This is a genomic window from Streptomyces virginiae (assembly GCF_040638905.1).
Taxonomy (GTDB): Bacteria; Actinomycetota; Actinomycetes; order Streptomycetales; family Streptomycetaceae; genus Streptomyces; species Streptomyces virginiae_B.
This window is the reverse complement of sequence record NZ_JBEZYV010000003.1, coordinates 382,466-407,566: the sequence shown is the minus strand read 5'-3', so window position 1 is coordinate 407,566 and position 25,101 is coordinate 382,466. Positions and strand designations below refer to the sequence as shown.

Genomic DNA, 25,101 nt, shown 5'->3' with positions numbered 1-25,101 from the left:
ATGCGCAGGATACTTGTCGTCGGAGCCGGCCAGTCCGGTCTCCAGCTCGCCCTCGGACTCCAGGCCAAGGGGTACGAGGTCACCCTCATGTCCAACCGGACCGCGGACGAGATCCGCACCGGACGGGTCATGTCCACGCAGTGCATGTTCGACACCGCCCTCCAGCACGAGCGCGACCTCCAGATCAACTTCTGGGAGCAGCAGGCGCCGAAGATCGAGGGCCTCGGGGTCTCGGTCGCCGCCCCCGACGGCAGCCGCCCCATCGACTGGCTCGGCCGGCTCAAGGGCCACGCGCAGTCCGTGGACCAGCGCGTGAAGATGGCCGGCTGGCTGGACACCTTCACGCAGCGCGGCGGGCAGCTCGTCATCCACGGCGCGTCCGTCGCCGACCTCGACTACTTCTCCCGCACCTACGACCTGGTGCTGGTGGCCGCCGGCAAGGGCGAGCTGGTGTCGATGTTCGGGCGGGACGCGGCCCGTTCCCCGTACGACACCCCCCAGCGCGCCCTGGCCGTGTCGTACGTGCACGGGCTCGGTCCGCGCCCCGAGCACCCGGAGACGGAAGCGGTCCGCTGCAACCTCGTCCCCGGCGTCGGCGAGCTGTTCGTCATGCCGACCCTGACGACCTCGGGCCGGGCGGACATCCTCTTCTGGGAGGGCCTGCCCGGCGGCCCGCTGGACGTCTTCAACGGCGTCAACGACCCGGCGGAGCACCTCGCGCTCACGCTGGGGCTGATGGAGAAGTACACGCCGTGGGAGTACGCCCGGGCGACGAAGGTGGAGCTGACGGACGCGGGCGGCACCCTCGCCGGCCGGTACGCGCCGGTCGTCCGCAACCCGATCGGACGCCTTCCCGGCGGCGGGCTCGTCCTCGGCGTGGCCGACGTGGTCGTCGCCAACGACCCGATCACGGGCCAGGGCTCGAACTCCGCGGCCAAGTGTGCGGCCTCGTACCTCTCCTCGATCCTCATGCACGGGGACAACCCGTTCGACGAGGCGTGGATGAAGGCGACCTTCGACAAGTACTGGTTCACCACGGGCAAGCCCGTGACCCAGTGGACGAACGCGATGCTGGGCGTGCCACCGGAGCACGTGCTCAACCTGATCGGCGCGGCCGGGCAGCTCCAGCCGGTGGCGAATCGATTCGCCAATGGCTTCGACAACCCGGCCGACTTCGACGCGTACTTCTACGACCCCGAGGACACGGCCGACTACCTGGCCGAGGTGGCCGCGGCCGCGGGAGCCTCCTCGGAGGAGTAGCCGGCATCGTCCCCCGCCGCGGTCCCCGATCCCTCGGGCAGCGGCGGCGGGGCGAAGTCCGCGAGCGGTCTCCCGTCCGGGTCCGGCCGCACCGCCCCCAGCAGCGGGTTCGCGGCGACCGGGGAGACCTTCACGACGGACCCGGGCCGTGGCGCCTGGATCACCTTGCCGTCACCGACGTACAGGCCCACGTGCGTGGCCTTGGGGAAGTACACCACCAGGTCCCCCGGCCGCAGCTGGTCCAGCGGCACCTTCGGAAGCCGCGCCCACTGCTCCTGACTGGTCCGCGGGATGGTCCGGCCCGCATGCGCCCAGGCCTGCGAGGTGAGACCGGAGCAGTCGAAGGACCCGGGCCCCTCGGCGCCCCAGACGTACGGCTTCCCGATCTGGGCCGCCGCGTACCGCAGCGCCGCGCCGCCGGCGGCCGTGGGGGTGCCCGTGCGGGTGGGCAGGGCCCCGGAGGTCACCAGGTCCCGCTGCGCCGCCGCGGTCTGCTCCTCCTCATGCGCCCCGAGCCGGGCGAGCTGCTCGGGGGTCAGCGAGGCCAGCAGCCGCTCGACCTGCTTGAGCTGCGACGCGACCTCCTCCCTCTGCGCCTTCTGCCGCTCGGCCAGCGTCTGCCGGGTGTCCAGGGCCTTGCGGGCCCGTACGGCGAGTGCGTCGGCCTCCTTCTCGCCCTTTGCGAGGCGGCCCAGCGCCGCCGCCCGGCGGGCGCCCTCGCGGGCGGCGAGCCGACGCTGCTCCAGGGCCGCCTGCGGGTTCCCGGCCAGCAGCATCCGGGCGTAGGGGGACAGGCCCCGGCTGCCCTGGTACTGCTCGCGGGCGAGCCGCCCGGCGAGGACGCGCTCGGAGTCGAGCGCCGTACGGGCCCTACCGAGCGCGGCGGTACGCAGCCGCTCCTCCTGTCGGCCCGCCTCCAGGGCGTCCTCCGTGGACTTGTACGCCTCGGAGGCCTCCTCGGCCTTCTGGTACAGACCCTGCAGGCGGGTGAGCAGCGCACCCACGTTCTCCCCTTCGGGCAGACCGGGTTCGGCGCCGGCATCCTGGACGGGTCCGGCGACGAGGAGCGCTACGGCGACAAAGGCAGCGCGAAGCCCCCGATATGACATGCAATCACCTCCGAGACCACCGATGCTGCCACGCCCGGTATGACAAATCGCCCCACGGGGTCGGCCGGTCGCGGGGGGCCACCCGGTTGGGGGGTGGGGGCGGAGGCGGGGGGCGTGGGGATCCACTCGGGCGGGGTCGGAAGGGCGCGGCGGCGGTGTGGGGATCCACTTGGGCGGGGGTCGGAAGGGCGCGGCGGCGGTGTGGGATCCACTTGGGCGGGGGTCGGAAGGGCGCGGCGGCGGTGTGGGGGGCGGGGTCCGTGCGGGGCGGAGCCGGAAGGGCGAGGGGAGGCTTCGTGGGGGCGGGAGCCGCTCGGTCGGTGTCAGGGATGTTCTGGGGGTTTCCCGTCAGTCCCATCGTCTCTCCGTGTCGGGCCGGCCCGTCAAGGGCGCTCGTTCCTCGCGTCACTTCGTGATGTCGCTGCGCTCCACCCTTGACCGACCGTCCCGCCCCGGAAATACGAGGACAGCCGGGAAACCCCCAAAGGAACGGGCCGGGGGATCGAGCAAGAGACGGGGCGGCCAGCGATGCGCGGGCAGAGCCCGGTGCGCGTCCAATCGCTACGCGCTCCTGCGAGACGGCGTCAGCGAGCCGCTTGGGCTGGTCATAAGCCGCCCCAAGTCGCTACGCGCTCCTGCGAGACGGCGTCTGCGAGCCCCTGTGGCTGGGCATAGGCCGCCATCGATCGCTACGCGCTCCCGACGACCGCGTCCGGCCCTCATATGGGGCTGATGGGGGCGATATCGAGGGGCGGAAGGGCGATCCATCGGCTCAGCCGAACCCAACCCCCATCAAGACCGCCATGAGATCCCACCCGACGTCACAGACAGGGGCAATTGGTGCGAATTGACGGCTCTTTGAGGCGCGTACTCACCCAGACCTGGATTGGCATCGCTCCAGCCGTCATCTGACGCTTTTCCACCCCACACAGGGGCCGGACGCCGTCCGTGAAGAGTCGGAGAAGGTTTCTGCGGCCCGCGACCAGCCCCAGACGGATCGCAGACGCCAGATCGAGAAGCGCGTTGCGATTGATGGCGGCCTACGCCCAGCCTAAAGGGCTCGCAGGCGCCGTCTCGCAGGAGCGCGTAGCGATTAGTGGCGGCTTATGACCAGCCCGAGAGGCTCGCTGACGCCGTCCGGTAGAAGCGCGTAGCGATTTGGGGCGGCTTATGCCCAACCCACGGGGCTCGCAGGCGCCATCTCGCAGGAGCGCGTAGCGATTTGGGGCGGCTTATGCCCAGCCCAAAGGGCTCGCGGACGCCGTCCGGCAGGAGCGCGTAGCGATTGGACGCGCACCGGGCTCCGCCCGGACGCATCCGACGCCCCGTCCCTGAAAACTGGTCCCGGCCCGTTCCTCTGGGGGCTTCCCGGCAGTCTTTCGGATTTCCGTGGCGGGACGGTCGGTCAAGGGTGGAGCGCAGCGACATCGCGAAGCGACGCGAGGAACGAGCGCCCTTGAGGGACCGGCCCGACACGGAGAGACGATGGGACTGACGGGAAACCCCCAGCACATCCCTGATACCGCCCGAGTGGCTTCCGGCCTCCCGAAGCCGCCCCCACGCATTCCGGGCCCGCCCGACTGGATTCCTCCGTTCGCCGCCGCGCCCTGCGGGCGGGCCTCGCCGGGGTCGGCCCCCGCCCCCGAAGCCCCCGCCCCCGAAGCCCCCGCCCCCGAAGCCCCCGCCCGCCCCGCCCTCCTCAGTCGTTCAGTAGGCGGGCCTTCGCCGTCGTGAACTCCTGGGGGGTCAGCAGGCCCTCGCGGGCCAGGTCGGCCAGTTGGCGTAGCTCCGCCGCCAGGCCCGCGGGGGGAGTCGGGCCGGGCTCCGGGCGGGTGTCCGTGTCCCAGTACAGGGCGTCGATCGGCTCGGGCTCGTCCATCGGGTCCGGCTCCGGTTCGTCACTCGGCTCCGGTTCCGCCGCCCGGACGGACCGGGCCGGCAGGACCCTGTGCGGTGGTTCGTCCGGGCGTACCGCGCCCGCTGTGTCCTGCGCCGTCCCCGAGGCCCTGGCCAGCAGGCCCCGGAGCAGCGGGGCTCCCGCGGGGCGGTTCGCGGCGTGCACCGTCACTCCCATCGGGCGGATGAACATCAGGCCACCCCCGCCCGGGGGTCCGCCGGCACCCGGTCCGGCGGGATGCGGACCGAGCCCACGATCCGTCCGCCCGCCGCCCGTACGGCCACGGCGGCGTCCTCGGCCCATACGTGTTCGACCACCAGGAGCAGCGCGCAGCTTCCGCGCTCCAGCAGGTCCGCCGCCTCGTGCACGTCTTCCGGGCCGATCAGCCGGGCCGCGTCCCGCCCCGTCAGCAAGCCGTGCAGCTCCACGAACTCGTCGAACTCGGCCGCAAGGACCTCGCCCGACGCGGTCTTCGTGGCGACGAGGCCGTCGATCAGCCGGACCACCCCCGCCTTGCGCAGCCCCATCACGGCCTCGACCGCCGGCACCCGCAGCTGCTCCTCCGGGAAGGCGAGGACGATGAATTCCACAGGTCCCATGCGCCTCGGCTCCTCACTTTCGCTAGTTTCGACCGTTTGTGACGACTCTTCGGCACACTATGACATAAGCGGACATACCATCCGTCTGCTTGCTACGTTTCGGGGTATGACCGCTCTGACGGCGAAGGTGGCGGAGCCAACCCCGCCCCCGCCACCCGCAGCCGGCGCGCCCAAACGCCGCGGCGTCGAGCTGGCGCTCCTCACGGGTGCCGTCCTGATCTCCGTGCTCGGTCACCTCCTCGTCGGCCTCGCGACCACCGGCCGCATCCCCGACCCCACCGACCGCTATGCCGCGGGCCTCACCGCGGCCGCACTCCTGGCGCACCTGGCCGTCCGGCTCGGGGCCCCGTACGCGGACCCCCTCGTGCTTCCCATCGCGGTGCTGCTCAACGGCCTCGGCCTGGTGCTCATCCAGCGCCTCGACGCGACCACCCCGGGCCACCCCACCGCGGACGACCAGCTCCTGTGGTCCGCCTTCGGCCTGGTGCTCTTCGTCCTCGTCGTCGCGCTGCTCCGCGACCACCGGGTCCTCCAGCGCTACGCGTACTTGTCCGTCGCCACCGCGCTGGTGCTGATGCTGGTGCCCGTCTTCTTCCCGGCGGTCAACGGCGCGCACATCTGGATCCGCTTCGCCGGGCTCTCCTTCCAGCCGGGCGAGTTCGCCAAGATCCTGCTCGCCGTGTTCTTCGCCTCCTATCTCGCCGCGAACCGCACGGCCCTGGCCCTGACCGGCCGCCGGCTCTTCTGGAAGCTGCGCCTCCTCCCCGGCCGCGTCCTGGGTCCGATCCTCGCGATCTGGCTGCTGAGCGTCGGTCTGCTCGTCCTGGAGCGGGACCTCGGCACCTCGCTGCTCTTCTTCGGCCTCTTCGTGATCATGCTGTTCACCGCCACCGGGCGAATCGGCTGGATCGCGATCGGGCTCCTGCTCGCCGCCTTCGGCGCGTACGCCGTCGCGACCTTGGAGCCGCACGTCAACAGTCGCGTGGACGACTGGCTGAATCCTTTCGCCTCCATCGAGCGCGGCGAGGGTCCTGGCCAGCTCGCCCAGTCCCTCTTCTCCTTCGGCGCCGGCGGCCTCCTCGGGGCCGGGCTCGGCCACGGCCATTCCTTTCTCATCGGATTCGCCGCCAAGTCGGACTTCATCCTCGCCACCGCCGGCGAGGAGCTCGGACTCGTCGGCCTCACCGCGATCCTGCTCCTCTACGGGCTCCTCGTGGCCCGCGGCTTCCGCGCCGGGCTCGCCCTGCGCGATCCCTTCGGCCGGCTGCTCGCCACCGGCCTCGCATCGATCATCGCGCTGCAGGTGTTCGTCATCGCGGGCGGTGTCACCGGGCTGATCCCGCTCACCGGCATGGCGATGCCCTTCCTCGCCCAGGGCGGCTCGTCCGTCGTCACCAACTGGATCATCGTCGCCCTACTGGTCCGGCTCAGCGACAGCGCCCGCAGACCCCGTCCCGCGCAGGAGGCGGCCGAGTGATCCGCTACATCCGCTGGTGCGCGTACTTCTGCGCGCTGCTGCTCCTGGCCCTGCTGGTCAACATCGCCCGCGTGCAGGTGTGGGAGTCCGCCGCCTACGGTGCGAATCCGGCCAACAAGAGGACGGCCATCGAGCGCTACGCCGAACCGCGCGGGGACATCTTCGTCGACGGGCGGCCCGTCACCGGCTCCCGCGACAGCGGCCAGCTGCTGCGGTACGAGCGTTCCTACACCGACGGCCCGCTCTACGCGCCCGTCACCGGCTTCTCCTCCCAGACGTACGGGACCAGCTTCGTCGAGCGCGCAGAGGACGCCGTCCTGTCGGGCACCGATCCGGGGCTGTCGGCGTTCCCGCTCTGGTACGACCTGGCGCGCGGCCGCCCGGCCGGCGGGAACGCCGCCACCACCGTCCGCGCCGCCGTGCAGCAGGCCGCGTACGCCGGACTCGGCGGCAAGCGCGGTGCGGTGGCCGCCCTCGAACCGGCCACCGGGAAGGTCCTCGCGCTGGTCAGCAGCCCGTCCTACGACCCCTCCGTGCTGTCCGGCACGGGTGCCAGGGCGAAGGGCGCCTGGGCGGCGCTGAACGCGGACCCCGCCAGGCCGATGCTGAACCGGGCGCTGCGCGAGACGTACCCGCCCGGCTCCACCTTCAAGATCGTGACGGCGGCGGCGGCGCTCGACGCGGGGGTGGTCACCGATGTCGACGCGCCGACCCGGACCCCGGACCCCTACCCGCTGCCCGGAACCAGCACCCTGTTGCCGAACGCGGCGACGGGTTGCGAGGACGCCTCCATGGCCGAGGCCGTGCAGTGGTCGTGCAACACGGTGATGGCGAAGATCGGGGTGCAGGTCGGGCTGCGCCGGATGGTGGACGCGGCGCGCCGCTTCGGCTTCAACACGGAGGGGCTGCGGGTGCCCTCGTGGGTGTCCCGGTCGAACTTCGACACCGACATGAGCCTGGACCAGCTGGCCCTGTCCTCGATCGGGCAGTTCAACACCAGGGCGACACCGCTGCAGATGGCGATGGTGGCCGCGGCCGTCGCGAACGGCGGTGAGCTCGCCTCCCCGTACCTGGTGGAACGGACCACCCAGGACGACGGTTCCCCGGTGCGGCGCGGCGACCGGCGCAGCCTCGGGCGGGCGATGAACCCGGCCACCGCGCTGCGGATGCAGGAGCTGATGGTGAAGGTGGTGGAGAACGGCACCGGCAAGAACGCGGCGATCCCGGGCGCGGTGGTCGGCGGCAAGACCGGCACAGCCCAGCACGGTGTCGGCAACGCGGGGACCCCGTACGCCTGGTTCATCTCCTGGGCCCGCACCGAGGGTGCGGCCCTGCCGGCGGTGGCCGTCGCGGTGGTCGTGGAGGACGCCTCGGCGGACCGGGGCGACATCAGCGGCAACGGCGCCGCCGCGCCGATCGCCCGGGCGGTGATGCAGGCCGCGCTGGCCACCCGGTGATGCAGGCCGCGCCGGCCACCCGGTGAGGCTCCGCGCCGGCCACCCGGTGACGCCCCCACCGGGTGTCCCGCTCCTGTGCCCGGCCGGATCCCGGCGTCACGGCTGCGGCAGGCCCCCGCCGTCGGCGATGGCGGCCGCGACCTCCGCCACGCGCGCCGACTCCTCGGCCGCGAAGCGCTCGCGGTCGAGGGCCTCGGCGACCTCCTCGTCCTGGCTCATCAGCAGGTCCAGGTCGGAGTCGCCCATGTGGAAGACGCCCAGGTCCACGTACGCCCTCTGCAGCCGTTCGCCCCACAGTCCGATGTCCTTCACGCACGGCACGATCCGGCTGAACAGCAGCTTGCGGAACAGGTGCAGGAACTCCGACTGCTCGCTGAGCCGCTCCGCCTCCTTCGGCGGGATGCCGAAGTTCTCCAGCACCTCCACCCCGAGCAGCCGGTCCCGCATCAGGTAGCAGCCCTCGATCACGAATTCCTCGCGCTCGCGCAGCTCGGCGTCCGTCAGCTGCCGGTAGTAGTCGCGCAGCGCCATCCGCCCGAAGGCCACGTGCCGGGCCTCGTCCTGCATCACGTACGCCAGGAGCTGCTTGGGCAGGGGCTTCGCGGTCGTGTCCCGGATGAGGCCGAAGGAGGCCAGCGCCAGCCCCTCGATGAGCACCTGCATGCCCAGGTACGGCATGTCCCAGCGGGAGTCGCGCAGGGTGTCGCCGAGCAGCCCCTGGAGGCTGTCGTTGACCGGGTAGAGCATCCCGACCTTCTCGTGCAGGAAGCGCCCGAAGATCTCGGCGTGCCGGGCCTCGTCCATGGTCTGCGTGGCCGAGTAGAACTTCGCGTCGAGGTCCGGAACGGACTCCACGATGCGCGCCGCGCACATCATCGCGCCCTGCTCGCCGTGGAGGAACTGGCTGAAGTTCCAAGCGGTGTAGTGCCGGCGCAGCTCACCCCTGTCCTTCCCGGTGAGCTTGGGCCAGTGCCGGGTCCCGTACAGCGGGAGGGCCTCGTCAGGCGTCCCCAGCGGATCGTACGGGTCCACCTCGATGTCCCAGTCGATGCGCTTGGCGCCGTCCCACTGCTTGTCCTTGCCCTTCTGGTAGAGGGCGAGGAGCCGCTCGCGGCCGTCGTCGTACTCCCAGTTGAAGCGGGCGGAGCCGGAGGCGGGGATCTGCCAGACGGCCTCGCCCGGGTCCTCGGTGTAGAGCTCGTGCGTCGACACTGACGCCCCCTCGTCTCACGTACTGCGGTGCAGGACCGGACAGTTGGCAGAGTCACACGTTGGTAGACGCGGGGTCAACAAGTCGTGCGCGGGGGATTGACGACCTTGCTGACAAGCAGTCTCATAACCAATGACCGCCGGTAACTCGACGACGAGGTGTCCGAAGCCATGACGACCGTGACCGAACGAGCCGCGCTCAGGGACGCCCTCGGCCTGCTCAAGGACCGGGAGCAGATAGCCGAGCGCCTGCTGGAATCCTCGGCCAAGCACTCCTTCGACCCCGACAAGGAACTCGACTGGGACGCACCCATGGTCGAGGGCAAGTACTTCTGGCCGCCCGAACTGCTCTCCCTCTACGACACCCCGCTCTGGAAGAAGATGGGCGAGGAGCAGCGCATCGACCTCTCCCGCCACGAGGCGGCGGCGCTCGGCTCCCTCGGCATCTGGTTCGAGATCATCCTCATGCAGCTGATGGTCCGCCACATCTACGACAAGTCGCTGACCAGCAAGCACGTGCGCTACGCGCTCACCGAGATCGCCGACGAGTGCCGGCACTCGATGATGTTCGCCCGCATGATCCAGAAGAGCGGCAGCCCCGAGTACCCCGTCTCCCGCCTCAACCACAACCTCGCGCGGATCCTGAAGACCGTCTCCACCACGCCCGGTTCCTTCGCGTGCACGCTGCTCGGCGAGGAGATCCTCGACTGGATGCAGCGCCTGACCTTCCCGGACGAGCGCATCCAGCCGCTGGTCCGCGGCGTCACCCGGATCCACGTCATCGAGGAGGCCCGGCACGTCCGGTACGCGCGCGAGGAACTGCGCCGCCAGATGCTGACGGCCCCGCGCTGGGAGCAGGAGCTCACCCGGATCAGCTGCGGCGAGGCCGCCCGCGTCTTCTCCCTCGCCTTCGTCAACCCGGCCGTCTACGACAACGTCGGCCTGGACCGCCGCGAGGCGGTCGCCCAGGTCCGGGCCAGCGGCCACCGCCGCGAGGTCATGCAGACCGGCGCCAAGCGGCTCACCGACTTCCTCGACGACATCGGCGTACTGCGCGGCGTCGGCCGGAGGCTGTGGCAGAGCTCGGGACTGCTGGCGTAGGGCAGCACCCCGGCCGGCAGCCCCGGCCCGGGAAGCGGAAGCAGAAGGGGCGGAGGCGCGGAGGTGCGATCGGGCCGGGACTTCGCCGACGCCGGCCGCGGCCGGCCGCTCGCGGGCTACCCTGCGGTCATGACCGTACGCGCGTACCGCAGGCTGAGCGTCGAGGAGCGGCGGGCCCAACTCCTCGACGCGGCCCTCTCGCTGTTCGCGCACCGGGCTCCGGAGGAGGTCTCACTGGACGACGTGGCGGAGGCCGCCGGAGTCTCGCGCCCGCTCGTCTACCGCTACTTCCCCGGCGGCAAACAGCAGCTCTACGAGGCGGCCCTGCGCTCGGCGGCCGACCTCCTCGAACTCTGCTTCGCCGTGCCCCAGGAGGGCCCCCTGACCCGGCGGCTGTCCCGGGCCCTGGACCGCTACCTCGCGTTCGTCGACGAACACGACACCGGCTTCGCGGCCCTCCTCCAGGGCGGCAGCGTCGTGGAGACCTCCCGGACGACGGCGACGGTCGACGGCATCCGGCGGGCCGCGGCCGACCAGATCCTCCTCCACCTGGGAGTCCCGGCGCCCGGGCCCCGGCTGCGCATGATGGTCCGCACGTGGATCACGGCGGTCGAGGCCGCCTCCCTCATATGGATCGACGAGGGCAAACAGCCCGAGGTCGACACCCTCCGGGACTGGCTGCTCGACCAGTTCATCGCCCTGCTGACGGCCACCGCCGCCACGGATCCGGAGACCGCGGCGGCCGCCCGGGCCGCCCTGGCCATGGAATCGGCGGACGGCCCGGTCGGGGCTCTGGCCCGGCGCGTCATGCCGGTGGTCTCCGAGGCCGCCCACCTGCTGTGACACTGGTGGGGTGAGAAGCGAACCGACCCCGTTCGAGGGCGGCCCGATGGACGGCCGGGTCCTCCCGATCCTGCTCGGCCCGACCGGCCACCCGCCGAAGTGGTACGAGATCCCCGTCCCGACCCCGGACGGCCCGCCGACGGTGCTGCTGTACGAACGCGTCCCGTCGGGCTACTCGAAGCGGCTGGGCCTGCAGAAGGGCTGGAAGTACGCCTTCCGCCCCTCGGGCACCAAGCCCCGCCCCCGCTGGCCCTGGACCAGGACCAGGACCCCCCGCGCCTAGGGAGTGTCGTCAAAGTCCCGCCTGGCCGGCGGGGCCTGGTGCGCACGCTCGCCGCGTTGTCGTCGGTCACCGACGCTCCCCTGCGGGCCCGGGGAGGCCCCATGACGCCAGACCCCGCTCCCTGATCCGGCCTGATCGACAAGGCATCCCGAGGGGGCGTCTTGGGCGCGTCCGCCTGCGGCCGGGCCGACGCCACAGGGCCCGGCCGGGGCGTCGCTACGAGCCCGGGAGGGAGAGGGCCGCCAGGCCGCCGCCGGTGTCCGCGGCGTGGAAGCGCAGCGTCGCGCCGATCGCCTCCGCCTGGCCCACGGCGATGGTCAGGCCCAGCCCGTGGCCCTTCCCGCCGCTGCGGAAGCGCTGCGGGCCGTGCGCCAGCAGGTAGTCGGGGAAGCCGTCCCCGTGGTCCCGCACGGTCACCACCGGTCCGTCCACCGTCAGCACCACCGGCGGGCGGCCGTGCTGATGGGCGTTGGCCACCAGGTTCCCCAGGACCCGTTCCAGCCTGCGCCGGTCCGTCTCCACGTGGGCGTCCCGCAGGACGACCACCTCCGTGTCCGTCCCCGACGCCCGCACCACGCGGCGGGCCAGCCTCCCCAGCTGGTGCAGGTCCGTCTCCACCGCCTCGCTGCCCGAGTCCAGCCGGGAGATCTCCAGCAGGTCCTCCGTCAGCTGCCGCATCGTCCGTACCCGTTCGCGCACCAGCTCCGTCGGCCGCCCCTCCGGCAGCAGCTCCGACGCCGCCTGCAGCCCGGTCAGCGGCGTGCGCAGCTCATGGGCCACGTCCGCCGTGAACCGCCGCTCGCTCTCCAGCTTCGACTGCAGGCTCCCCGCCATCGTGTCCAGCGCCCCGGCCACCGTCGCCACCTCGTCCTGGCGCCGCGACGGGTCCTTCGTGCGCGGGTCGTCCACCCGGGCGTCGAGATCGCCCTGGGTGATCCGCCGCGCCACGGTCGCCGTCTGGTGCAGCCGCCGGGTCACCCGGGTCACCGAGAAGGCGCCCACGAGCAGCGTCCCGCCGATCGCCAGGACCGACGACCCGATGATCGCGTTGTCCAGGCCGCTGATGGTGCGGGCGCTCTGCCCGTAGTCGACGGCGGTCGCCAGCGCCCGGCCGTCCGCCGGGGCCGCCGCCCACATCGTCGGGCGGCCGCGGTGCTCGGCCACCACCGTCCCCCGGTGGCCGCTGACCGCGAGGGCCCGCAGTTCCGGCGGCAGCCCCACCGGGTCCAGTCCGGAACCGGGAGGCAGGTTCTCGCCCGCCTCGTAGGCGCTCACGACGTCGTCCAGTTTGCCCAGCGCCTTCTCACGCGCCGTGGCCACCGTCTGGCGGGTCACCTCCACGTGCACGAGCGCGCCGAGCACGGCCGCCAGCGAGCAGCACATCACCACGATGAAGCACGCCGACTTCCAGGTCAGCGTGGCCGTCCAGGAGGGCAGCCGGAGCCGTAGCCGGAGTCGGAGCGGCAGCCGCCGCCCGGCCCGTCGCCCGCGGTCCTCGCTCACGGCCGGTCCGGGGCGGGACCGCGACCGGGGCCGGACCCGGTCCCCGGACCGGGGCCGGACCCGGATCCCGGACCGGACCCGGATCCCGGACCGGACCCGGATCCCGGACCGGACCCGGATCCCGGACCGGACCCGGATCCCGGACCGGACCCGGGGCCCGGGACGGGGCCGCGGTCCGCCGGGCCCTGCGGATTCGCGGGCACCCGTACGATCTGCTCGCGCGTCGGCAGCATGGTGCGCTGCTTCTCCTCCCAGGACCAGGCGGTGATCAGCTCGTAGCCGCGGTTCCCGCTGGGCACCCGCAGGACCACGTCCCGTCCGGCCAGTTCCACCGAGACGACGGTCTGCGTGGTCGCCATGATCCGGTTGAGCCGCCCGTCACGGTCCGCTGTGTAGACCCGTACGGACATCCTCCGGTCCGGGAACTCGATGCCCACGATCAGCTCGTCCTTGCCGTTGCCCGTGAGGTCCCGGTAGTACGGCGCCAGCACCGGGCACGCCCCGGGCTCCGCGGCACCCTTCTCGCACGCGTTGATCGCGGCCGCGGTCTCGGCCGGTATCCCGTCGGCCCCCGCCCCGGTCTTCGGGTGGACCCGCAGCTCCGCCTGGACGAGGGCCACCGGGTCGACCGCGTGCACGTCCTCGTCGCGGACGGGCGGGATCCCCTTCACGTACTCGGGCGGGGCCCCGGCCGGATCAGCCGGCGGTACGGTCGCCCCCTGGCGGTCGGGCCACAGGTGTACGGGACCGCTCGCGGTCGCGGTCGCCCCGGCGGCGACCAGCCCGCCCGTGTCGCCGCACCCCGCCAACAGCGGAAAGGCGGCGAGGACCAGCAGCGGGGCGACGGCGGGAGCGGGGGAGCGGCGGTGGCCGGAGCCTGCGAAACCGAACCTCTTAACGGCCCCCCTGTCCACAGCCCCCGTGCCCTTCTGCCCGCGTTGCGCCGTCGGTCGATCACGCCCACCATATGCGGAGGTGCGCCCTTTTTGCCCATGCGGGTCTCGATGCCGATACGGGTACCGACCCCCCGGCACGCGGGCGCGCCGGTCATCGATACCCCGGTACCCCGGCCCCGGTCAGCCGTCCGTGCGTCCCCGGCGCAGCATGGCGAAGCCGAGCCCGGCCGCACCGACCGCCGCGATACCGCCGCCCGCGGCGAGCAGCAGTACGCCGTCGCCCGGTCCGTCGGCCAGCGTACTCAGCCGCCGCCCCTCGGCGGACGCGGCCTCCAGGGCGCGGGTGTCGCCGGAGGCGGCCCGCTGTTCGCCCGAGACCGGGACGACCTGCCCGCTGCGCGCACCGTCACGAGTGCCGGTCTTGTGTCCGGCGCCCGCGACGGCGTGGCCGGCGCCCTGCGCGGGGGCGTCGCCCACCCAGGAGGTCACCCGGCCCGCCGGGTCCAGGGCCGCGTGCAGTTCGCCGGCCGCGCCGAAGTCGGTGACCCCGTCACGGCTGGTCAGGGTGGTTGCCTTGGTGCCGTCGGCGGCCAGGATGTCGGCCTGGTAGACGCCTTGGGCGGTGCGGTAGACCTTCGCCGTGGACACCCCGTCGGCCAGCGACAGGCTCTTGACCAGGATCCGCCGCGGGGCCGCCGAGTGCGCGGACGAGGCCGCCGGTACCCCTTCGGCCAGAGCGGCGGCGGTGGGCAGCGCCAGCAGGCTGCCGGCACAGGCGGTCACGGCGGCGGCGCGAACGAGAGTGCGGCGGCGGACGGTACTCACGGGAAGTCCTTCGGTGCTGGTCACGGCCTGGCGTCTCCAGGTGCGACCAACCTAGGGGGCGGCCGTTGCGGCGACACCCCGTTCGTGTAACAGCGAAGTCGCAACGTTCCGTCGGAGTCGTTACACAGTCGAGGGATTGCCGTGCGGCGCCCCGGCTGCTCCCATGGACGGCGGGGGTGAGGGTGAATGCGAGGACTCAAGGTACTGCCCAGCGGCCGGCCCGGCCGCGGCCGGCTGTACGTCAACCTGCCCGACGGACAGGCGGTCGCCTGGTACGACCGCCAGGCCAACCGGATCAGCGTCCTCGCGGACGGCCATCGCGAGGCCGTCCTGGCGGTGCTGCGCCCCTACCTGAGCGGCACCGTGTCCATCGGGCCGCCCCCGGTACCCACCGCCGCCGACCTGCGCCGCCTCGCCCTGCCGCCGGACGCCGACCTGGCACCGAACCGCCCCGCCGAGATCCTGTCGGGGGAGCTGGAGCACGGCGCCGCGGGCGCCCGCGCCCGGCACCGGCTGCGCCAGGACCTGACTGCGCAGCAGCGGATGGGCGACGCCTTCGACGCCCTGGAGCCGGACGGCTGGCGGACCCTGCACTGCGTCCCGCTGCCGGGCTTCGGCCACATCGACCACCTGGTCATCGGCCCGGCGGGGATCTTCTGCGTACGTACGGTCCCGGGGCGCCGTCAACGCGCGGTCGTCGGCGACCTGTTGCTGACGGTCGGCCGCGCGGAACCCCGCCCGGACCCCCGCTGGATCCGCGGTGCGGCGGCCCGCGCGACGGCGCTCCTGGCCGCGAAGGTGACCCCCGCCCTGGCGGTGGTCGACGCCTCCCGCCTGGACACCGCCCCGACGGTGCGCGACATCCGCATCCTCCAGCCGCCGACGGCGACCCCGGACCTCGTCGCGTCCCCGACTGTCCTCAAAACCCCGGACGTCGAAGCGCTGTTCGCCCAGGCCCGAGACACCGGAACCTGGCTGCCGAACCCCGGCTTCGCCGGACCCCATTCCAGCCCCGCCGGCGTTTGAGGCGCGGGGTCCGGGGCGGAGCCCCGGGAAACGGCGAAAGGGCGGGGCGGGGAAAGGGCGCGCCGCAGGCCCGCCCGCACCCCTGCCCCGCCCCAACGGGCCGTCACCGCAACGGCGCTCGCCGCAACGGGCGCTCACCTCAACGGCACTCGCCGCTACGGGCGCTCGCCCCAAATCCAGCCGCCTCAGGCAGAACTCCGCTTCCGCGGCGTCGCGGCCTTCTTCGCACCTGCCGCGGCCTTCTTCGCGCTCGCCGCCGAAGTCGACTTGGTCGCACCGGACTTGGCCGCCGCCCCCGACCTGCCCGCCGCCCCCGACTTGGCGGTGGTCGCCTTCTTCTTCGACGCGGCCGACGCGGTCTTCGCCGCCGCCGCGGTCTTCTTCGCCGAAGCCGCCGTCGACTTCTTCCCGCCCACGGACTTCGGCGCGGTCGACGCCTTGCGCCCCGCCCCGCCCCGCCGCATCGGCGTGACCTCGGCCCCGCCGCCCGCCGCGGAGTCCTGCGCCGCGTCCACCCCGCCGTCCGCCCCGCCGCCCGCCTCGCCCCGCGAGGCCTTCGCCGCCCGCACGCTCTTCTCCAGCGCCGCCATCAGGTCGATCACCTGTCCACCGGCCGGCTTCCCCGGGGCCTCCGCAGGCTCGAACGCCCCACCCGCCTTCGCCGCGATCATCGCCTCCACCGCATCCCGGTAGTCGTCGTGCAGCGAGGTCATCTCCACCTCGCCGAGCGTCGCCATCAGCGCGTCCGCCAGGTCGAGTTCGGCGTCCCGTACCGTCACCTCCACGTCCGGAGCGACCCCCTCCGGCACCCGGATCTCGTCCGGCCACAGCAGCCCGTGCATCGCGATCACGTCGTCGACGACCCGCAGCATGCCCAGCCGCTCCCGCCCCCGCAGCGCGTACTTGGCGATCGCGACCTTCCGGCTCCGCTTCAGCGCCTCCCGCAGCAGCGTGTACGGCTTCGCCGCGGTCGCCCCGTTCGCCGCCAGGTAGTACGCCGCGTCCATCTGCAGCGGATCGATCTCCTCGGCGGGTACGAACGACATGATCTCGATCGTCTTCGCGGTCGCCAGCGGCAGCTGCGCCAGGTCCTCGTCCGTGATCGGGATGACGGACCCGTCCGCCTCCTCGTACCCCTTGCCGATCTCGGCGCCCGGCACCTCCTCGCCGTCCAGCTCGCACACCTTGCGGTAGCGGATCCGCCCGCCGTCGGCGAGGTGGATCTGACGGAAGGAGATCGAGTGGCTCTCGGTCGCGTTCACGAGCTTGATCGGAATGCTGACGAGGCCGAAGGAGATCGCTCCGTTCCAGATGGATCGCACGTTTCCTCCTGTTTCGTGGCAATCTCATCGTATGACGCCGATCACATTGGTGGAGGGCCGTCGCATCTCGCTCAGCAACCTCGACAAGGTCCTCTACCCGGAGACCGGCTTCACGAAGGGCGAGGTGCTCCACTACTACGCCACCGTCGCGGGGCCCCTGCTCGCCCAGATCCACGACCGGGCGGTGTCCTTCCTGCGCTATCCCGACGGACCGGACGGCCAGCTGTTCTTCACCAAGAACCCGCCGCCCGGCGCACCCGACTGGGTGAGGACCACCCCCGTGCCCCGCTCCGAGGACCCTTCCGCCGAACAGGTGGTCGTCGCCGACATGGCCACCCTCATGTGGTCCGCCAACCTCGTCGTGGAGTTCCACATCCACCAGTGGCCGGCCGGCAGCCCCGCCGTCGCCGACCGTATGGTCCTCGACCTCGACCCCGGTGCGCCCGCGACCGTCGTCGAGTGCAGCGCCGTCGCCCTGTGGCTGCGCGAGCGCCTCGCCGCCGACGGCCTCGACGCCTACGCCAAGACCTCCGGCTCCAAGGGCCTGCACCTGGCGGTGCCCCTGGAGCCGACCCCGTCGTCGCAGGTGTCCGCGTACGCGAAGCAGCTCGCCCAGGAGGCCGAGCGCGAACTCCCCGACCTGGTGGTCCACCGCATGGCCAAGGCCCTGCGCCCCGGCAAGGTCTTCGTCGACCACAGCCAGAACGCCGCCGCCAAGACGACCGCCGCCGCCTACACCCTGCGCGCGCGGGCCCGCCCCACCGTGTCCGCCCCCGTCTCCTGGACCGAGGTCGAGGCCTGCCGCACCCCCGCCGACCTGGTCTTCCTCGCCGACGACATCGGGCCGCGACTCGACCGCCACGGAGACCTCTTCGCCCCGCTCGCCGACCCCGCGCAGGGCCGCCCGGCCCCGAGGGCCCGGCCGTGATCCGCGTTGCGCTCGCCGCCGCCGTGCGCACGCTGCCGCGCACGGCAGGACTGGCGTACGAGCCGAAGTTCGACGGGCACCGCCTCGTCGTCGTGCGCTCCGCGGCCGACGTGACGCTCCAGGCCCGCTCCGGCCGCATCGTGACCAGCGCGTTCCCCGATCTGGCGGCTGCCGCGCTGCACCTGCCCGCCGGGACGGTCCTCGACGGTGAGGTGGTGGTCTGGCACGACGGCCGGACGGACTTCGCCCTCGTGCAGCGGCGCGCTGCGGCCACCGCCGCCCGGGCCGCCGTGCTCGCGCAGAGCCTGCCGGCCTCGTACGCTGCCTTCGACGTGCTGGAACTGGCTGGGCTGGACGTGCGCGGCCGCCCGTACGAACGACGCCGCTCCCTCCTCCTCGACCTGCTCCTGCCGCTCGGGCCGCCCCTCCAGCCCGTCCCGATGACGACCGACCCGGAACTGGCGGCCACTTGGTACGAGACCCTCCCCGCCAGCGGCATCGAGGGCCTCGTCGTCAAACGGCTGGACCAGTCCTACCCGGCCGGGCGGCGCGGCTGGCAGAAGCTGCGGCACACCGACGTACGGGACGCGGCGGTGATCGGCTACACCGGAACCCCGCGCCGGCCGCTCGCCCTCGTCCTGGTCCTGCCGGTCGGGGACGAGACCCCGCTGGTGTCGAGCCCGCTGACGGCGGCGCTGCGCCGGGAGGTGGCGGCGGCGGCCGCCGCGCGCGGGGCCGCCGAGCCGCGGGCCACGGTGACCGCCATCGGCCTCGGCGAGGTCCCCTACCGCGTCCTGGACCCGCCGCTCACGGCGGAGGTCCGGCACACCTCGGCCCGGCATCCGCCCCCGGAGGTGCTCCGGCTGCGAACAGACCTCTGACCCGCGCGGGAGGCGCGGGCCAGAGGTCGTCGCGGGCCGTCGGGCAGTGCGGGTCAGGCGTGCGCCCCACGTCCGGCATCCGGCGGAGAGCCGGGCTGCGGGTGCGGGCCCGGCCCCTCGGGCAGCTCGTAGCCGGACTCGCGCTCCTTGCGGACCTCGTCCGGGTGGCTGGAGGTCGTCGAGCCGAAGTTCCCGTAGCCCTGCATCTCGTGCGGCCGCAGGCCGCCCTCGGGGATCTCCACCTGGTCCCGCTCCTCGCGGACCTCGTAGACCGCTCCGCCGTTCGGCAGGTGGGGCTGTTCCTCGCTGGCGGGCGGTGGCGGCTCCTTCGCCCGGACCAGCTGGCCCAGCTTGAAGCCCCCGAGCAGGAGGGCCACGACGGCCAGTCCGACGATCGGGAACCACGCGACATCCGTGAGGATCGAGTCCACGCTCAGGATCATGTCCATACGGAGCATTTTCCCCCATACCATCCGGTTATGCGCATTTCGCGGGGCGGTATGGATGTACGCGGACCCGCCCCGGGCTCATGTGTTGATGGGGCCGTCGGTGTCCCGCACCGCACCCGCCGTGCGCGCCCCCAGCACCCCGAGGATCTCGGCGCAGATCGCCAGCGCGGTCTCTGCCGGGGTGCGGGCCCCGAGGTCGAGCCCGATCGGCCCGTGCACCCGGGCCAGCTCCGCCTCGGTGACCCCGGCCGCGAGCAGCCCCTCCCGGCGCCGCGCCGTCGTACGCCGCGACCCGAGCGCCCCGATGTACGGAACCCCGGCGGCCAGCGCCGCCCGCAGCGTCGGCACGTCGAACTCCTCGTCGTGGCTCAGCACGACCACGCACGCGGAGTCGCGGCGCGCTTCGATCGCCTCGACCGCCGGACCGGCGGCCTCGACCCGTACGGCCTCCCAGCCCAGCAGCAGCGCCTGCCGCTCGATGACGACGGCGAGCTCACCGCCGCCGCCGATGACCACGTACGGGGCCGACGGCTGCGCCTCGACCAGCACCAGGCCGTCCTCCCCGTACAGGGCGTCGCGCCCGGGCCGCCGGGTGGCCAGCAGCTCACCGGCCCGCCGCCCGGCGTCGTCGCGCGGCACCGCGGTGGCCCGTACGACCTCACTGGACGCCTGGTCGGCGTTTTCGTTCAGCCGGGTCACCAACGCCACCCCGACGCCCTCGCCGAGCGACTCCCACCACTCGGCGGGAATCGCCGCGAGCGGCTGGAGCAGCACCTCGGCCCGCCCGCCGCACGTCAGCTTCGCCGCCACGGCCTCGTCCCCGCCCACGGACACCTCGCACACCCGCGCGGAGACCCCGGGACCCATGCCCACGGCTTCGGCGACGAGCTCGGCGTCGAAGACCCCGCGGTACAGGCTGCCGACGCACTCCCCCCGCGCGTCGACGAGTACGGCCCCCGCGGGATCCCGCGGCCCGAAACCCTGCTCGGTGACGGGCCGGGCCAGATACCCGGCCCGCCCCTCGGCCACCCACTGCTTCGCCGTCTCCACCAGCTCACGCATCCGTGCCGCCCCATCCACTCCGAGCTCTGTCCCGCAAAGTGCCAGGTCAGCGGCACACTGCGGCCTCAAGTGCCACCTTAGGCAGTCTGTGTTCCCCTACCCACCCGACAAACCCACAGACTGCCCGGAGCCGGCCTCGTACGGATGACCGGAACAGCAAGGCCCCTGTGTGCAACACCGGCCACGCATCCGGGGGAGGGTGGACGGGCGACTGTGGACGAGGTGTCCCAAGTCGCCGGGTCGGCCCAGGAGTTCAAGATGTCCTGAAGTAGTTTGGTCAAGCACTGCGAACTGGGCAGCGGAGCAGCCGTGCCCGTACCCGACGATCCCGGGCGCGCCGGCGAACGCAGTGATCCTGGTCGGCATGCCCGGGACGGTGGAGGTGATGTCGACCGATGAGCCACTCTGAGATTCCGGCCGGGGCCGGGAAGCGAGTGGGTTCCTGGAGACGAAAGCTCGCCGTCGGCGCCTGGGTGTTCTCCGGCCTGTGCGTTCTCGGCGTCCTCGGTACGGTCCTGATGGTTGTGTACGGGTCGGGGGAGTCGGCCGAGCACACCAAGCCGTGTTGCTGGGAGGCGCACGTCACGCCCGAGTGGGCAGCGAAGACCATGGGCTTCCGGGTACCGGCGACGGCCGTCGACCGGCGGGCCGGGCTCCACACCAACGGTCAGTACGACGTCGCGCTGCTCGCCTTCACGGTGACGACCGCCGAGGCCGACCGCTTCCTCAAGCCGCTGCAACCGGAAGGCACGCAACTGGTCCGCAACGCCCATCCCGAGGAGCCGGGGTACACCCGCAGCGACGGCTTCAGCCACCTCGGCCTGCCGGAGCCTGAGACCTTCGTGGAGGGCATGCGCATGGGCGGCCTCTGCCGTGGTGACGCCAAGACGCTCGAAGGCGAGGCGGTCCGGTTCTGTACGGACATCTACGCACACGAGTTCCAGCCGGGCACCACCCGCATCTACCTCTGGGCCGGCAGCGACGCGGCGATCGACAAGCCGACACCCTGACGGTCTGCGGTATGCCGCCCTGGCCGGGATGTCCGCCGCGTCCTCGTCCGTCGCTCCTGGCAGCGGTCCTCCGCGAGTACGTCGAGGACTTCGGGACAGCTCAGGGCGGTCGGCTCTTCGCCAACGAGCGGGGCGGCGTGCTGGGTACTTCCAGCTACTGGAGGGTCTGGCAGGAGGCACGGGCATTCGCACTGCCTCCCGACCGGGCCCCCTCGCGCTTGCGCGTCGGCCGTACGACGTGCGGCACACCTGCATCACGAACTGGCTGAATGCCAGGCTCCCGGTCGCCGTTGTCGAACCAGTGCATACCAACGACAAAGGCCCGGACTCAGTGGGACTGAGTTCGGGCCTTCATGCTTGGCACTTCAGCTGGTCAGCGACGTGATCGCGCTGTCTCTGCTGGAGTGCCCCCGGCAGGATTCGAACCTGCGCACACGGCTCCGGAGGCCGTTGCTCTATCCCCTGAGCTACGGGGGCGTGTCGCTTGTGGTGCGGCGACGGGTTGAACACTACCAGCTTCCGCGGGGTGATCAGGAACCGTTTTGTGGGGGACGGGGGAGTGGGTCGCCCGCACGGGGTGGAAGTGGCAAAAACCCGGACGCGGGGGCCCGGGCGGACCTACTCTCGAGTTGTGCCAGGCGTCTCGGGCCGGGTCCTCGTTGTCGACGACAACAAGGTCATCCGGCAGCTGATCAAGGTCAATCTCGAGCTGGAGGGCTTCGAGGTCGTGACCGCGAACGATGGTGCCGAGGCTCTGGACGTAGTGCACCGGGTGCGCCCTGACGTGATCACCCTTGACGTGGTCATGCCCCGGTTGGACGGGTTCGGGGCCGCCGCGCAGTTGCGGGCCGATCCGCGGACGCGCGACGTGCCCGTCGCCATCGTCAGCGCCTGTTCGCAGCAGGAGGTCGAGGCCGGGATCGCGGCCGGGGTCGACGCCTTCCTCGCCAAGCCGTTCGAGCCCACCGAGCTCGTACGCGTCGTCCGCCGGCTCGTCGAGCGCAAGGACCGGCGCGACGGGAGGAAAGGGGCTCCCGCCGGGAGAGGGCGGGGCTGAGCCCCGGCCGGTCCCCCAGGTGGTGTCGTCAAAGTCCCGCCTGGCCGGCGGGGCCTGGCACGCACGCTCGCCGCGTTGTCGTCGGTCACCGACGCTCCGCGTCGATCCCCTCCTCCGCCTTGCGGTCGTACGCACCAGGCCCCGTCGGCCCCGCCCTTCGGGCGGCCGACGCCACTTCGACGACACGCCTGGCGGGTGTCGTGCCTGCGAGGTCGGATCAGCTGGTGGCGCCCGGCGCCGTGCCTCGCTCCGCGTCACCTCCCTCGTCTCCTTCGTTTCCCTTGTCTGACCCGTCTCCCTCGTTTGCCTCGTCCGCCTGGTGAGCGGCAAGGCATCCCCCAGGGCTGTTGTTCACATGGCGAAACCCTTCGTGGGATGACCCGGCGACTCGCCTAGGCTGGGTCCCGTGACCCCCGCAGACCTCTCCCGTTGCGTCGTACGCGCCGTGCGCTGCGCCGTCGCGGACGGGGAGCTGGCCGCCGGGGCGGCCGCGCCCGAGCGGGTCGTCGTCGAGCGGACCCGGCCCGGCGGGGTCGGGGACTACGCCACCCCCGTCGCCTTCCAGGTCGCCAAGGCCGCCCGATGCGCGCCGCGTGACGTGGCCGGCGTACTGGCCCGCCGGCTCGGCGCCGAGCCGGGCATCGAGCGCGTCGAGGTCACCGGAGCGGGGTTCCTCAACTTCGTGCTGCCCGCCCCCTCCGCGACCGCACTCGTCACGGACGCGATCATCCGCGACATCGTCATCCGGGACGTGCGCGGTGGCGCGGCCCACGTACTCCCCGCCGACGAGAGCGGGCTCGGGCTGCGCGAGCGCGTCGTGCGGCGCAGCGTCCTACGGCTGGTGTGCGCCCAGGGCGGCACCGAGAGCGACCTGCCCGCCGGCCTGCCCGTCGCCCCCGTCGCCAAGCGGGACGGCGACGTCGTCGCCCGCTACGGCGCCGACGCCGCCCGCTGGGCGATGCTCGCCGTGCCCGCCCGGGAGACCCCCTCCTTCTCCGACGCGCTGCTGCACCAGGGCGAGGCCAACGAGTTCTTCCGCGTCCGGTACGCCCACGCCCGCAGCCGGGCCCTCGTACGCAACGCCGAGCAGCTGGGCTTCCACCCGGAGGCCGGCGTCGTCGACGTCGACGCCGCCGCCCTTTTGCGCCTCCTCGCCGACCACCCCCTCGTCCTCGAGGCCGCCGCGCACCACCACGCGCCCGAGCGGCTCGTACGCAACCTCGTCGAGCTGGCCGACGCACTGCTCGACTTCCAGTACCGCGTACTGCCCCAGGGGGACGAGAAACCCTCGGCCGCCCACCGCGCCCGGCTGGCACTCGCCGAAGCCGCCGGGACGGTGCTGGCCGGCGGCCTGGCCCTACTCGGCATGGACGCACCCGAACGCCTATGAACCGCGAAGAGAGAAACCGATGAGCCGCTCCGCGCACCCCGCCGGCCCCCGCCACGCCGACGTCCTGCCCGAAGGGCACTACTCCCCGCCGCCCGCCGACCTGAACGCGCTCGACGAGAAGGTCTGGTCCCGCACCGTCCGGCGCGACGACGACGGCGTCGTCTCCGTCGGCGGCATCGAAGTCACCAAGCTCGCCGAGGAGTTCGGGACCCCCGCCTACTTCCTCGACGAGGAGGACTTCCGGGCCCGCTGCCGCGCCTGGGCGCACGCCTTCGGCCCCGGCGCCGACGTCTTCTACGCCGGCAAGGCGTTCCTCTCCAAGGCCGTCGTGAAGTGGCTGAAGGAAGAGGGGCTCAACGTCGACGTGTGCTCCGGCGGCGAGCTGAGCACCGCCCTCGCCGCCGGGATGCCGGCCGACCGGATCGCCTTCCACGGCAACAACAAGTCCGAGGGTGAGATCCGCCGGGCCGTCGGGGCCGGAGTCGGACGGATCGTCCTGGACTCCTTCCAGGAGATCGCCCGCGTCGCGCACATCGCCCGCGAGCTGGGCGTACGCCAGCCCGTGCAGATCCGCGTGACCGTCGGAGTCGAGGCGCACACGCACGAGTTCATCGCCACCGCCCACGAGGACCAGAAGTTCGGCATCGCCGTCGCGGACGGGTCCGCCGCCGAGGCCGTGCGCCGCGCCCTCGGCCACGACTCGCTGGAGCTGCTCGGCGTCCACTCCCACATCGGCTCGCAGATCTTCGACATGGCCGGCTTCGAGGTCTCCGCCAAGCGCGTCGTGCGGCTGCTCGCCGCCGTCCGCGACGAGCACGGCGTCGAACTGCCCGAGATCGACCTCGGCGGCGGTCTCGGCATCGCCTACACCTCCAGCGACGACCCCCGCGAGCCCCACGAGATCGCCAAGGCGCTCACCGAGATCGTGGCCCGCGAGTGCGAGAGCGCCGGACTGCGCGCCCCCCGGATCTCCGTCGAGCCCGGCCGCGCCATCGTGGGCCCGACCGCGTTCACCCTGTACGAGGTGGGGACCATCAAGCCGCTGGAGGGGCTCCGTACGTACGTGAGCGTCGACGGCGGGATGTCCGACAACATCCGTACGGCCCTCTACGACGCCGAATACTCCATCTCGCTCGTCTCCCGTGCCTCCGACGCCGAGCCCATGCTCGTGCGCGTCGTCGGAAAGCACTGCGAGAGCGGTGACATCGTCGTGAAGGACGCGTTCCTGCCGGCCGACCTGGCGCCCGGCGACCTCCTCGCGGTGCCCGCCACCGGCGCGTACTGCCGGTCCATGGCCAGCAACTACAACCACGCGCTCCGCCCGCCCGTCGTCGCGGTGCGTGACGGACAGGCACGAGTGATCGTTCGCCGCGAGACGGAGGAAGATCTCCTGCGTCTCGACCTCGGATGATGAAATAGGCATCTCACTCAATGGACCGAGGATGGAAAGTGCTGTCCATTGAGTGAGACTGGTTCACACCCCGCGCGCAAAACCGCGCGCGGGGTATTGATGGAAG

General features: G+C 72.6%; 23 protein-coding genes and 1 tRNA gene. 13 read left to right on the top strand and 11 right to left on the bottom strand.

Annotated elements, in window-relative coordinates; translation table 11 throughout:
- The gene (locus tag AB0F82_RS07735; protein ID WP_362624880.1) at nucleotides 1–1,260 is read left to right on the top strand and encodes a styrene monooxygenase/indole monooxygenase family protein; all 1,260 of its coding nucleotides are present in this window, start codon (nucleotides 1–3) and stop codon (nucleotides 1,258–1,260) included.
- Here the strand turns inward: AB0F82_RS07735 and AB0F82_RS07730 are convergent.
- The 3 genes from AB0F82_RS07730 to AB0F82_RS07720 form a co-directional block, all read right to left on the bottom strand.
- On the bottom strand, nucleotides 1,212–2,264 hold the full coding sequence (locus AB0F82_RS07730) for a C40 family peptidase (RefSeq protein ID WP_362624878.1): 1,053 nt from the start codon (nucleotides 2,262–2,264) through the stop codon (nucleotides 1,212–1,214). The genes AB0F82_RS07735 and AB0F82_RS07730 overlap by 49 nt on opposite strands.
- A 1,804-nt stretch (nucleotides 2,265–4,068) precedes the next feature.
- Complete coding sequence (locus tag AB0F82_RS07725) at nucleotides 4,069–4,458, bottom strand: SHOCT domain-containing protein (protein WP_362624876.1); 390 nt, start codon at nucleotides 4,456–4,458, stop codon at nucleotides 4,069–4,071.
- Entirely contained in the window at nucleotides 4,458–4,865 is a 408-nt protein-coding gene (locus tag AB0F82_RS07720; RefSeq protein ID WP_356812425.1) for a DUF6325 family protein, read from the bottom strand. The genes AB0F82_RS07725 and AB0F82_RS07720 overlap by 1 nt, the downstream gene beginning before the upstream one ends.
- 106 nt (nucleotides 4,866–4,971) lie before the next feature.
- Here AB0F82_RS07720 and AB0F82_RS07715 point away from each other — a divergent pair, with 106 nt between their 5' ends.
- Both AB0F82_RS07715 and AB0F82_RS07710 read left to right on the top strand, forming a co-directional pair.
- Entirely contained in the window at nucleotides 4,972–6,342 is a 1,371-nt protein-coding gene (locus tag AB0F82_RS07715; protein ID WP_362624874.1) for an FtsW/RodA/SpoVE family cell cycle protein, read from the top strand.
- Complete coding sequence (locus tag AB0F82_RS07710; RefSeq protein ID WP_362624872.1) at nucleotides 6,339–7,799, top strand: penicillin-binding transpeptidase domain-containing protein; 1,461 nt, start codon at nucleotides 6,339–6,341, stop codon at nucleotides 7,797–7,799. Before AB0F82_RS07715 ends, AB0F82_RS07710 begins: the two co-directional genes overlap by 4 nt.
- Nucleotides 7,800–7,895: 96 nt before the next feature.
- Here the strand turns inward: AB0F82_RS07710 and AB0F82_RS07705 are convergent, their stop codons facing one another.
- Entirely contained in the window at nucleotides 7,896–9,011 is a 1,116-nt protein-coding gene (locus AB0F82_RS07705) for a ferritin-like domain-containing protein (protein ID WP_362624870.1), read from the bottom strand.
- Nucleotides 9,012–9,179: 168 nt separating this feature from the next.
- Between AB0F82_RS07705 and AB0F82_RS07700 the strand changes: the two genes are divergently transcribed.
- The 3 genes from AB0F82_RS07700 to AB0F82_RS07690 all read left to right on the top strand — a co-directional run bounded on the left by AB0F82_RS07700 (nucleotide 9,180) and on the right by AB0F82_RS07690 (nucleotide 11,235).
- On the top strand, nucleotides 9,180–10,109 hold the full coding sequence (locus AB0F82_RS07700) for an AurF N-oxygenase family protein (RefSeq protein WP_356812421.1): 930 nt from the start codon (nucleotides 9,180–9,182) through the stop codon (nucleotides 10,107–10,109).
- Between the two features lie 129 nt (nucleotides 10,110–10,238).
- Complete coding sequence (locus AB0F82_RS07695; RefSeq protein WP_030834079.1) at nucleotides 10,239–10,952, top strand: TetR/AcrR family transcriptional regulator; 714 nt, start codon at nucleotides 10,239–10,241, stop codon at nucleotides 10,950–10,952.
- A gap of 10 nt (nucleotides 10,953–10,962) precedes the next feature.
- Nucleotides 10,963–11,235: a hypothetical protein gene (locus AB0F82_RS07690; RefSeq protein ID WP_362624867.1), complete on the top strand. Its 273-nt coding sequence runs from the start codon at nucleotides 10,963–10,965 to the stop codon at nucleotides 11,233–11,235.
- Between the two features lie 216 nt (nucleotides 11,236–11,451).
- On the opposite strand, the gene AB0F82_RS07685 is transcribed toward AB0F82_RS07690, so the two are convergent.
- From AB0F82_RS07685 to AB0F82_RS07675, 3 genes are all read right to left on the bottom strand, one after another.
- On the bottom strand, nucleotides 11,452–12,738 hold the full coding sequence (locus AB0F82_RS07685; RefSeq protein ID WP_362624865.1) for a HAMP domain-containing sensor histidine kinase: 1,287 nt from the start codon (nucleotides 12,736–12,738) through the stop codon (nucleotides 11,452–11,454).
- Nucleotides 12,735–13,652: a hypothetical protein gene (locus tag AB0F82_RS07680; RefSeq protein ID WP_362624863.1), complete on the bottom strand. Its 918-nt coding sequence runs from the start codon at nucleotides 13,650–13,652 to the stop codon at nucleotides 12,735–12,737. The genes AB0F82_RS07685 and AB0F82_RS07680 overlap by 4 nt, the downstream gene beginning before the upstream one ends.
- 162 nt (nucleotides 13,653–13,814) lie before the next feature.
- Nucleotides 13,815–14,459, bottom strand: coding sequence for a hypothetical protein (locus AB0F82_RS07675; RefSeq protein WP_356812418.1), 645 nt, complete (start codon nucleotides 14,457–14,459; stop codon nucleotides 13,815–13,817).
- A gap of 186 nt (nucleotides 14,460–14,645) precedes the next feature.
- On the opposite strand from AB0F82_RS07675, the gene AB0F82_RS07670 reads away from it, so the two are divergent.
- Complete coding sequence (locus tag AB0F82_RS07670; RefSeq protein ID WP_362624861.1) at nucleotides 14,646–15,485, top strand: nuclease-related domain-containing protein; 840 nt, start codon at nucleotides 14,646–14,648, stop codon at nucleotides 15,483–15,485.
- 185 nt (nucleotides 15,486–15,670) lie between these two features.
- Here AB0F82_RS07670 and AB0F82_RS07665 read toward each other — a convergent pair whose 3' ends face one another.
- A complete protein-coding gene (locus tag AB0F82_RS07665) occupies nucleotides 15,671–16,807 on the bottom strand; it encodes a Ku protein (RefSeq protein ID WP_362624859.1) in 1,137 nt (378 codons plus the stop codon).
- A gap of 31 nt (nucleotides 16,808–16,838) precedes the next feature.
- On the opposite strand from AB0F82_RS07665, the gene ligD reads away from it, so the two are divergent.
- Both ligD and AB0F82_RS07655 read left to right on the top strand, forming a co-directional pair.
- Complete coding sequence (gene ligD / locus AB0F82_RS07660) at nucleotides 16,839–17,735, top strand: non-homologous end-joining DNA ligase (protein ID WP_362624857.1); 897 nt, start codon at nucleotides 16,839–16,841, stop codon at nucleotides 17,733–17,735.
- Nucleotides 17,735–18,616: an ATP-dependent DNA ligase gene (locus AB0F82_RS07655; RefSeq protein ID WP_362624942.1), complete on the top strand. Its 882-nt coding sequence runs from the start codon at nucleotides 17,735–17,737 to the stop codon at nucleotides 18,614–18,616. Before ligD ends, AB0F82_RS07655 begins: the two co-directional genes overlap by 1 nt.
- A gap of 53 nt (nucleotides 18,617–18,669) precedes the next feature.
- On the opposite strand, the gene AB0F82_RS07650 is transcribed toward AB0F82_RS07655, so the two are convergent.
- Nucleotides 18,670–19,065, bottom strand: coding sequence for a DUF6479 family protein (locus tag AB0F82_RS07650; protein WP_356812414.1), 396 nt, complete (start codon nucleotides 19,063–19,065; stop codon nucleotides 18,670–18,672).
- A 78-nt stretch (nucleotides 19,066–19,143) separates the two neighbouring features.
- Nucleotides 19,144–20,127: an XdhC family protein gene (locus AB0F82_RS07645; protein ID WP_362624855.1), complete on the bottom strand. Its 984-nt coding sequence runs from the start codon at nucleotides 20,125–20,127 to the stop codon at nucleotides 19,144–19,146.
- 395 nt (nucleotides 20,128–20,522) lie between these two features.
- On the opposite strand from AB0F82_RS07645, the gene AB0F82_RS07640 reads away from it, so the two are divergent.
- Entirely contained in the window at nucleotides 20,523–21,137 is a 615-nt protein-coding gene (locus tag AB0F82_RS07640) for a hypothetical protein (protein WP_362624853.1), read from the top strand.
- A gap of 405 nt (nucleotides 21,138–21,542) precedes the next feature.
- On the opposite strand, the gene AB0F82_RS07630 is transcribed toward AB0F82_RS07640, so the two are convergent.
- A tRNA-Arg gene (locus tag AB0F82_RS07630) sits at nucleotides 21,543–21,614 on the bottom strand.
- 82 nt (nucleotides 21,615–21,696) lie between these two features.
- Between AB0F82_RS07630 and AB0F82_RS07625 the strand changes: the two genes are divergently transcribed.
- The 3 genes from AB0F82_RS07625 to lysA all read left to right on the top strand — a co-directional run bounded on the left by AB0F82_RS07625 (nucleotide 21,697) and on the right by lysA (nucleotide 24,995).
- Complete coding sequence (locus AB0F82_RS07625) at nucleotides 21,697–22,194, top strand: response regulator (RefSeq protein ID WP_356812430.1); 498 nt, start codon at nucleotides 21,697–21,699, stop codon at nucleotides 22,192–22,194.
- Nucleotides 22,195–22,600: 406 nt separating this feature from the next.
- Complete coding sequence (nrtL, locus tag AB0F82_RS07620; RefSeq protein WP_362624851.1) at nucleotides 22,601–23,584, top strand: ArgS-related anticodon-binding protein NrtL; 984 nt, start codon at nucleotides 22,601–22,603, stop codon at nucleotides 23,582–23,584.
- Nucleotides 23,585–23,603: 19 nt separating this feature from the next.
- A complete protein-coding gene (gene lysA / locus AB0F82_RS07615; RefSeq protein ID WP_362624849.1) occupies nucleotides 23,604–24,995 on the top strand; it encodes a diaminopimelate decarboxylase in 1,392 nt (463 codons plus the stop codon).
- The last annotated feature ends 106 nt before the right edge of the window (nucleotides 24,996–25,101 follow it).

What these genes read in the sequence shown, in the direction of transcription:
- AB0F82_RS07640 (WP_362624853.1), top strand. Translation starts at nt 20,523, where the DNA reads ATGAGCCACTCTGAGATTCCGGCCGGGGCCGGGAAGCGAGTGGGTTCC.
- AB0F82_RS07700 (WP_356812421.1), top strand. Translation starts at nt 9,180, where the DNA reads ATGACGACCGTGACCGAACGAGCCGCGCTCAGGGACGCCCTCGGCCTG.
- AB0F82_RS07735 (WP_362624880.1), top strand. Translation starts at nt 1, where the DNA reads ATGCGCAGGATACTTGTCGTCGGAGCCGGCCAGTCCGGTCTCCAGCTC.
- AB0F82_RS07715 (WP_362624874.1), top strand. Translation starts at nt 4,972, where the DNA reads ATGACCGCTCTGACGGCGAAGGTGGCGGAGCCAACCCCGCCCCCGCCA.
- AB0F82_RS07670 (WP_362624861.1), top strand. Translation starts at nt 14,646, where the DNA reads ATGCGAGGACTCAAGGTACTGCCCAGCGGCCGGCCCGGCCGCGGCCGG.
- lysA (WP_362624849.1), top strand. Translation starts at nt 23,604, where the DNA reads ATGAGCCGCTCCGCGCACCCCGCCGGCCCCCGCCACGCCGACGTCCTG.
- AB0F82_RS07650 (WP_356812414.1), bottom strand. Translation starts at nt 19,065, where the DNA reads ATGGACATGATCCTGAGCGTGGACTCGATCCTCACGGATGTCGCGTGG.
- AB0F82_RS07645 (WP_362624855.1), bottom strand. Translation starts at nt 20,127, where the DNA reads ATGCGTGAGCTGGTGGAGACGGCGAAGCAGTGGGTGGCCGAGGGGCGG.
- AB0F82_RS07725 (WP_362624876.1), bottom strand. Translation starts at nt 4,458, where the DNA reads ATGTTCATCCGCCCGATGGGAGTGACGGTGCACGCCGCGAACCGCCCC.
- AB0F82_RS07695 (WP_030834079.1), top strand. Translation starts at nt 10,239, where the DNA reads ATGACCGTACGCGCGTACCGCAGGCTGAGCGTCGAGGAGCGGCGGGCC.
- ligD (WP_362624857.1), top strand. Translation starts at nt 16,839, where the DNA reads ATGACGCCGATCACATTGGTGGAGGGCCGTCGCATCTCGCTCAGCAAC.
- AB0F82_RS07720 (WP_356812425.1), bottom strand. Translation starts at nt 4,865, where the DNA reads ATGGGACCTGTGGAATTCATCGTCCTCGCCTTCCCGGAGGAGCAGCTG.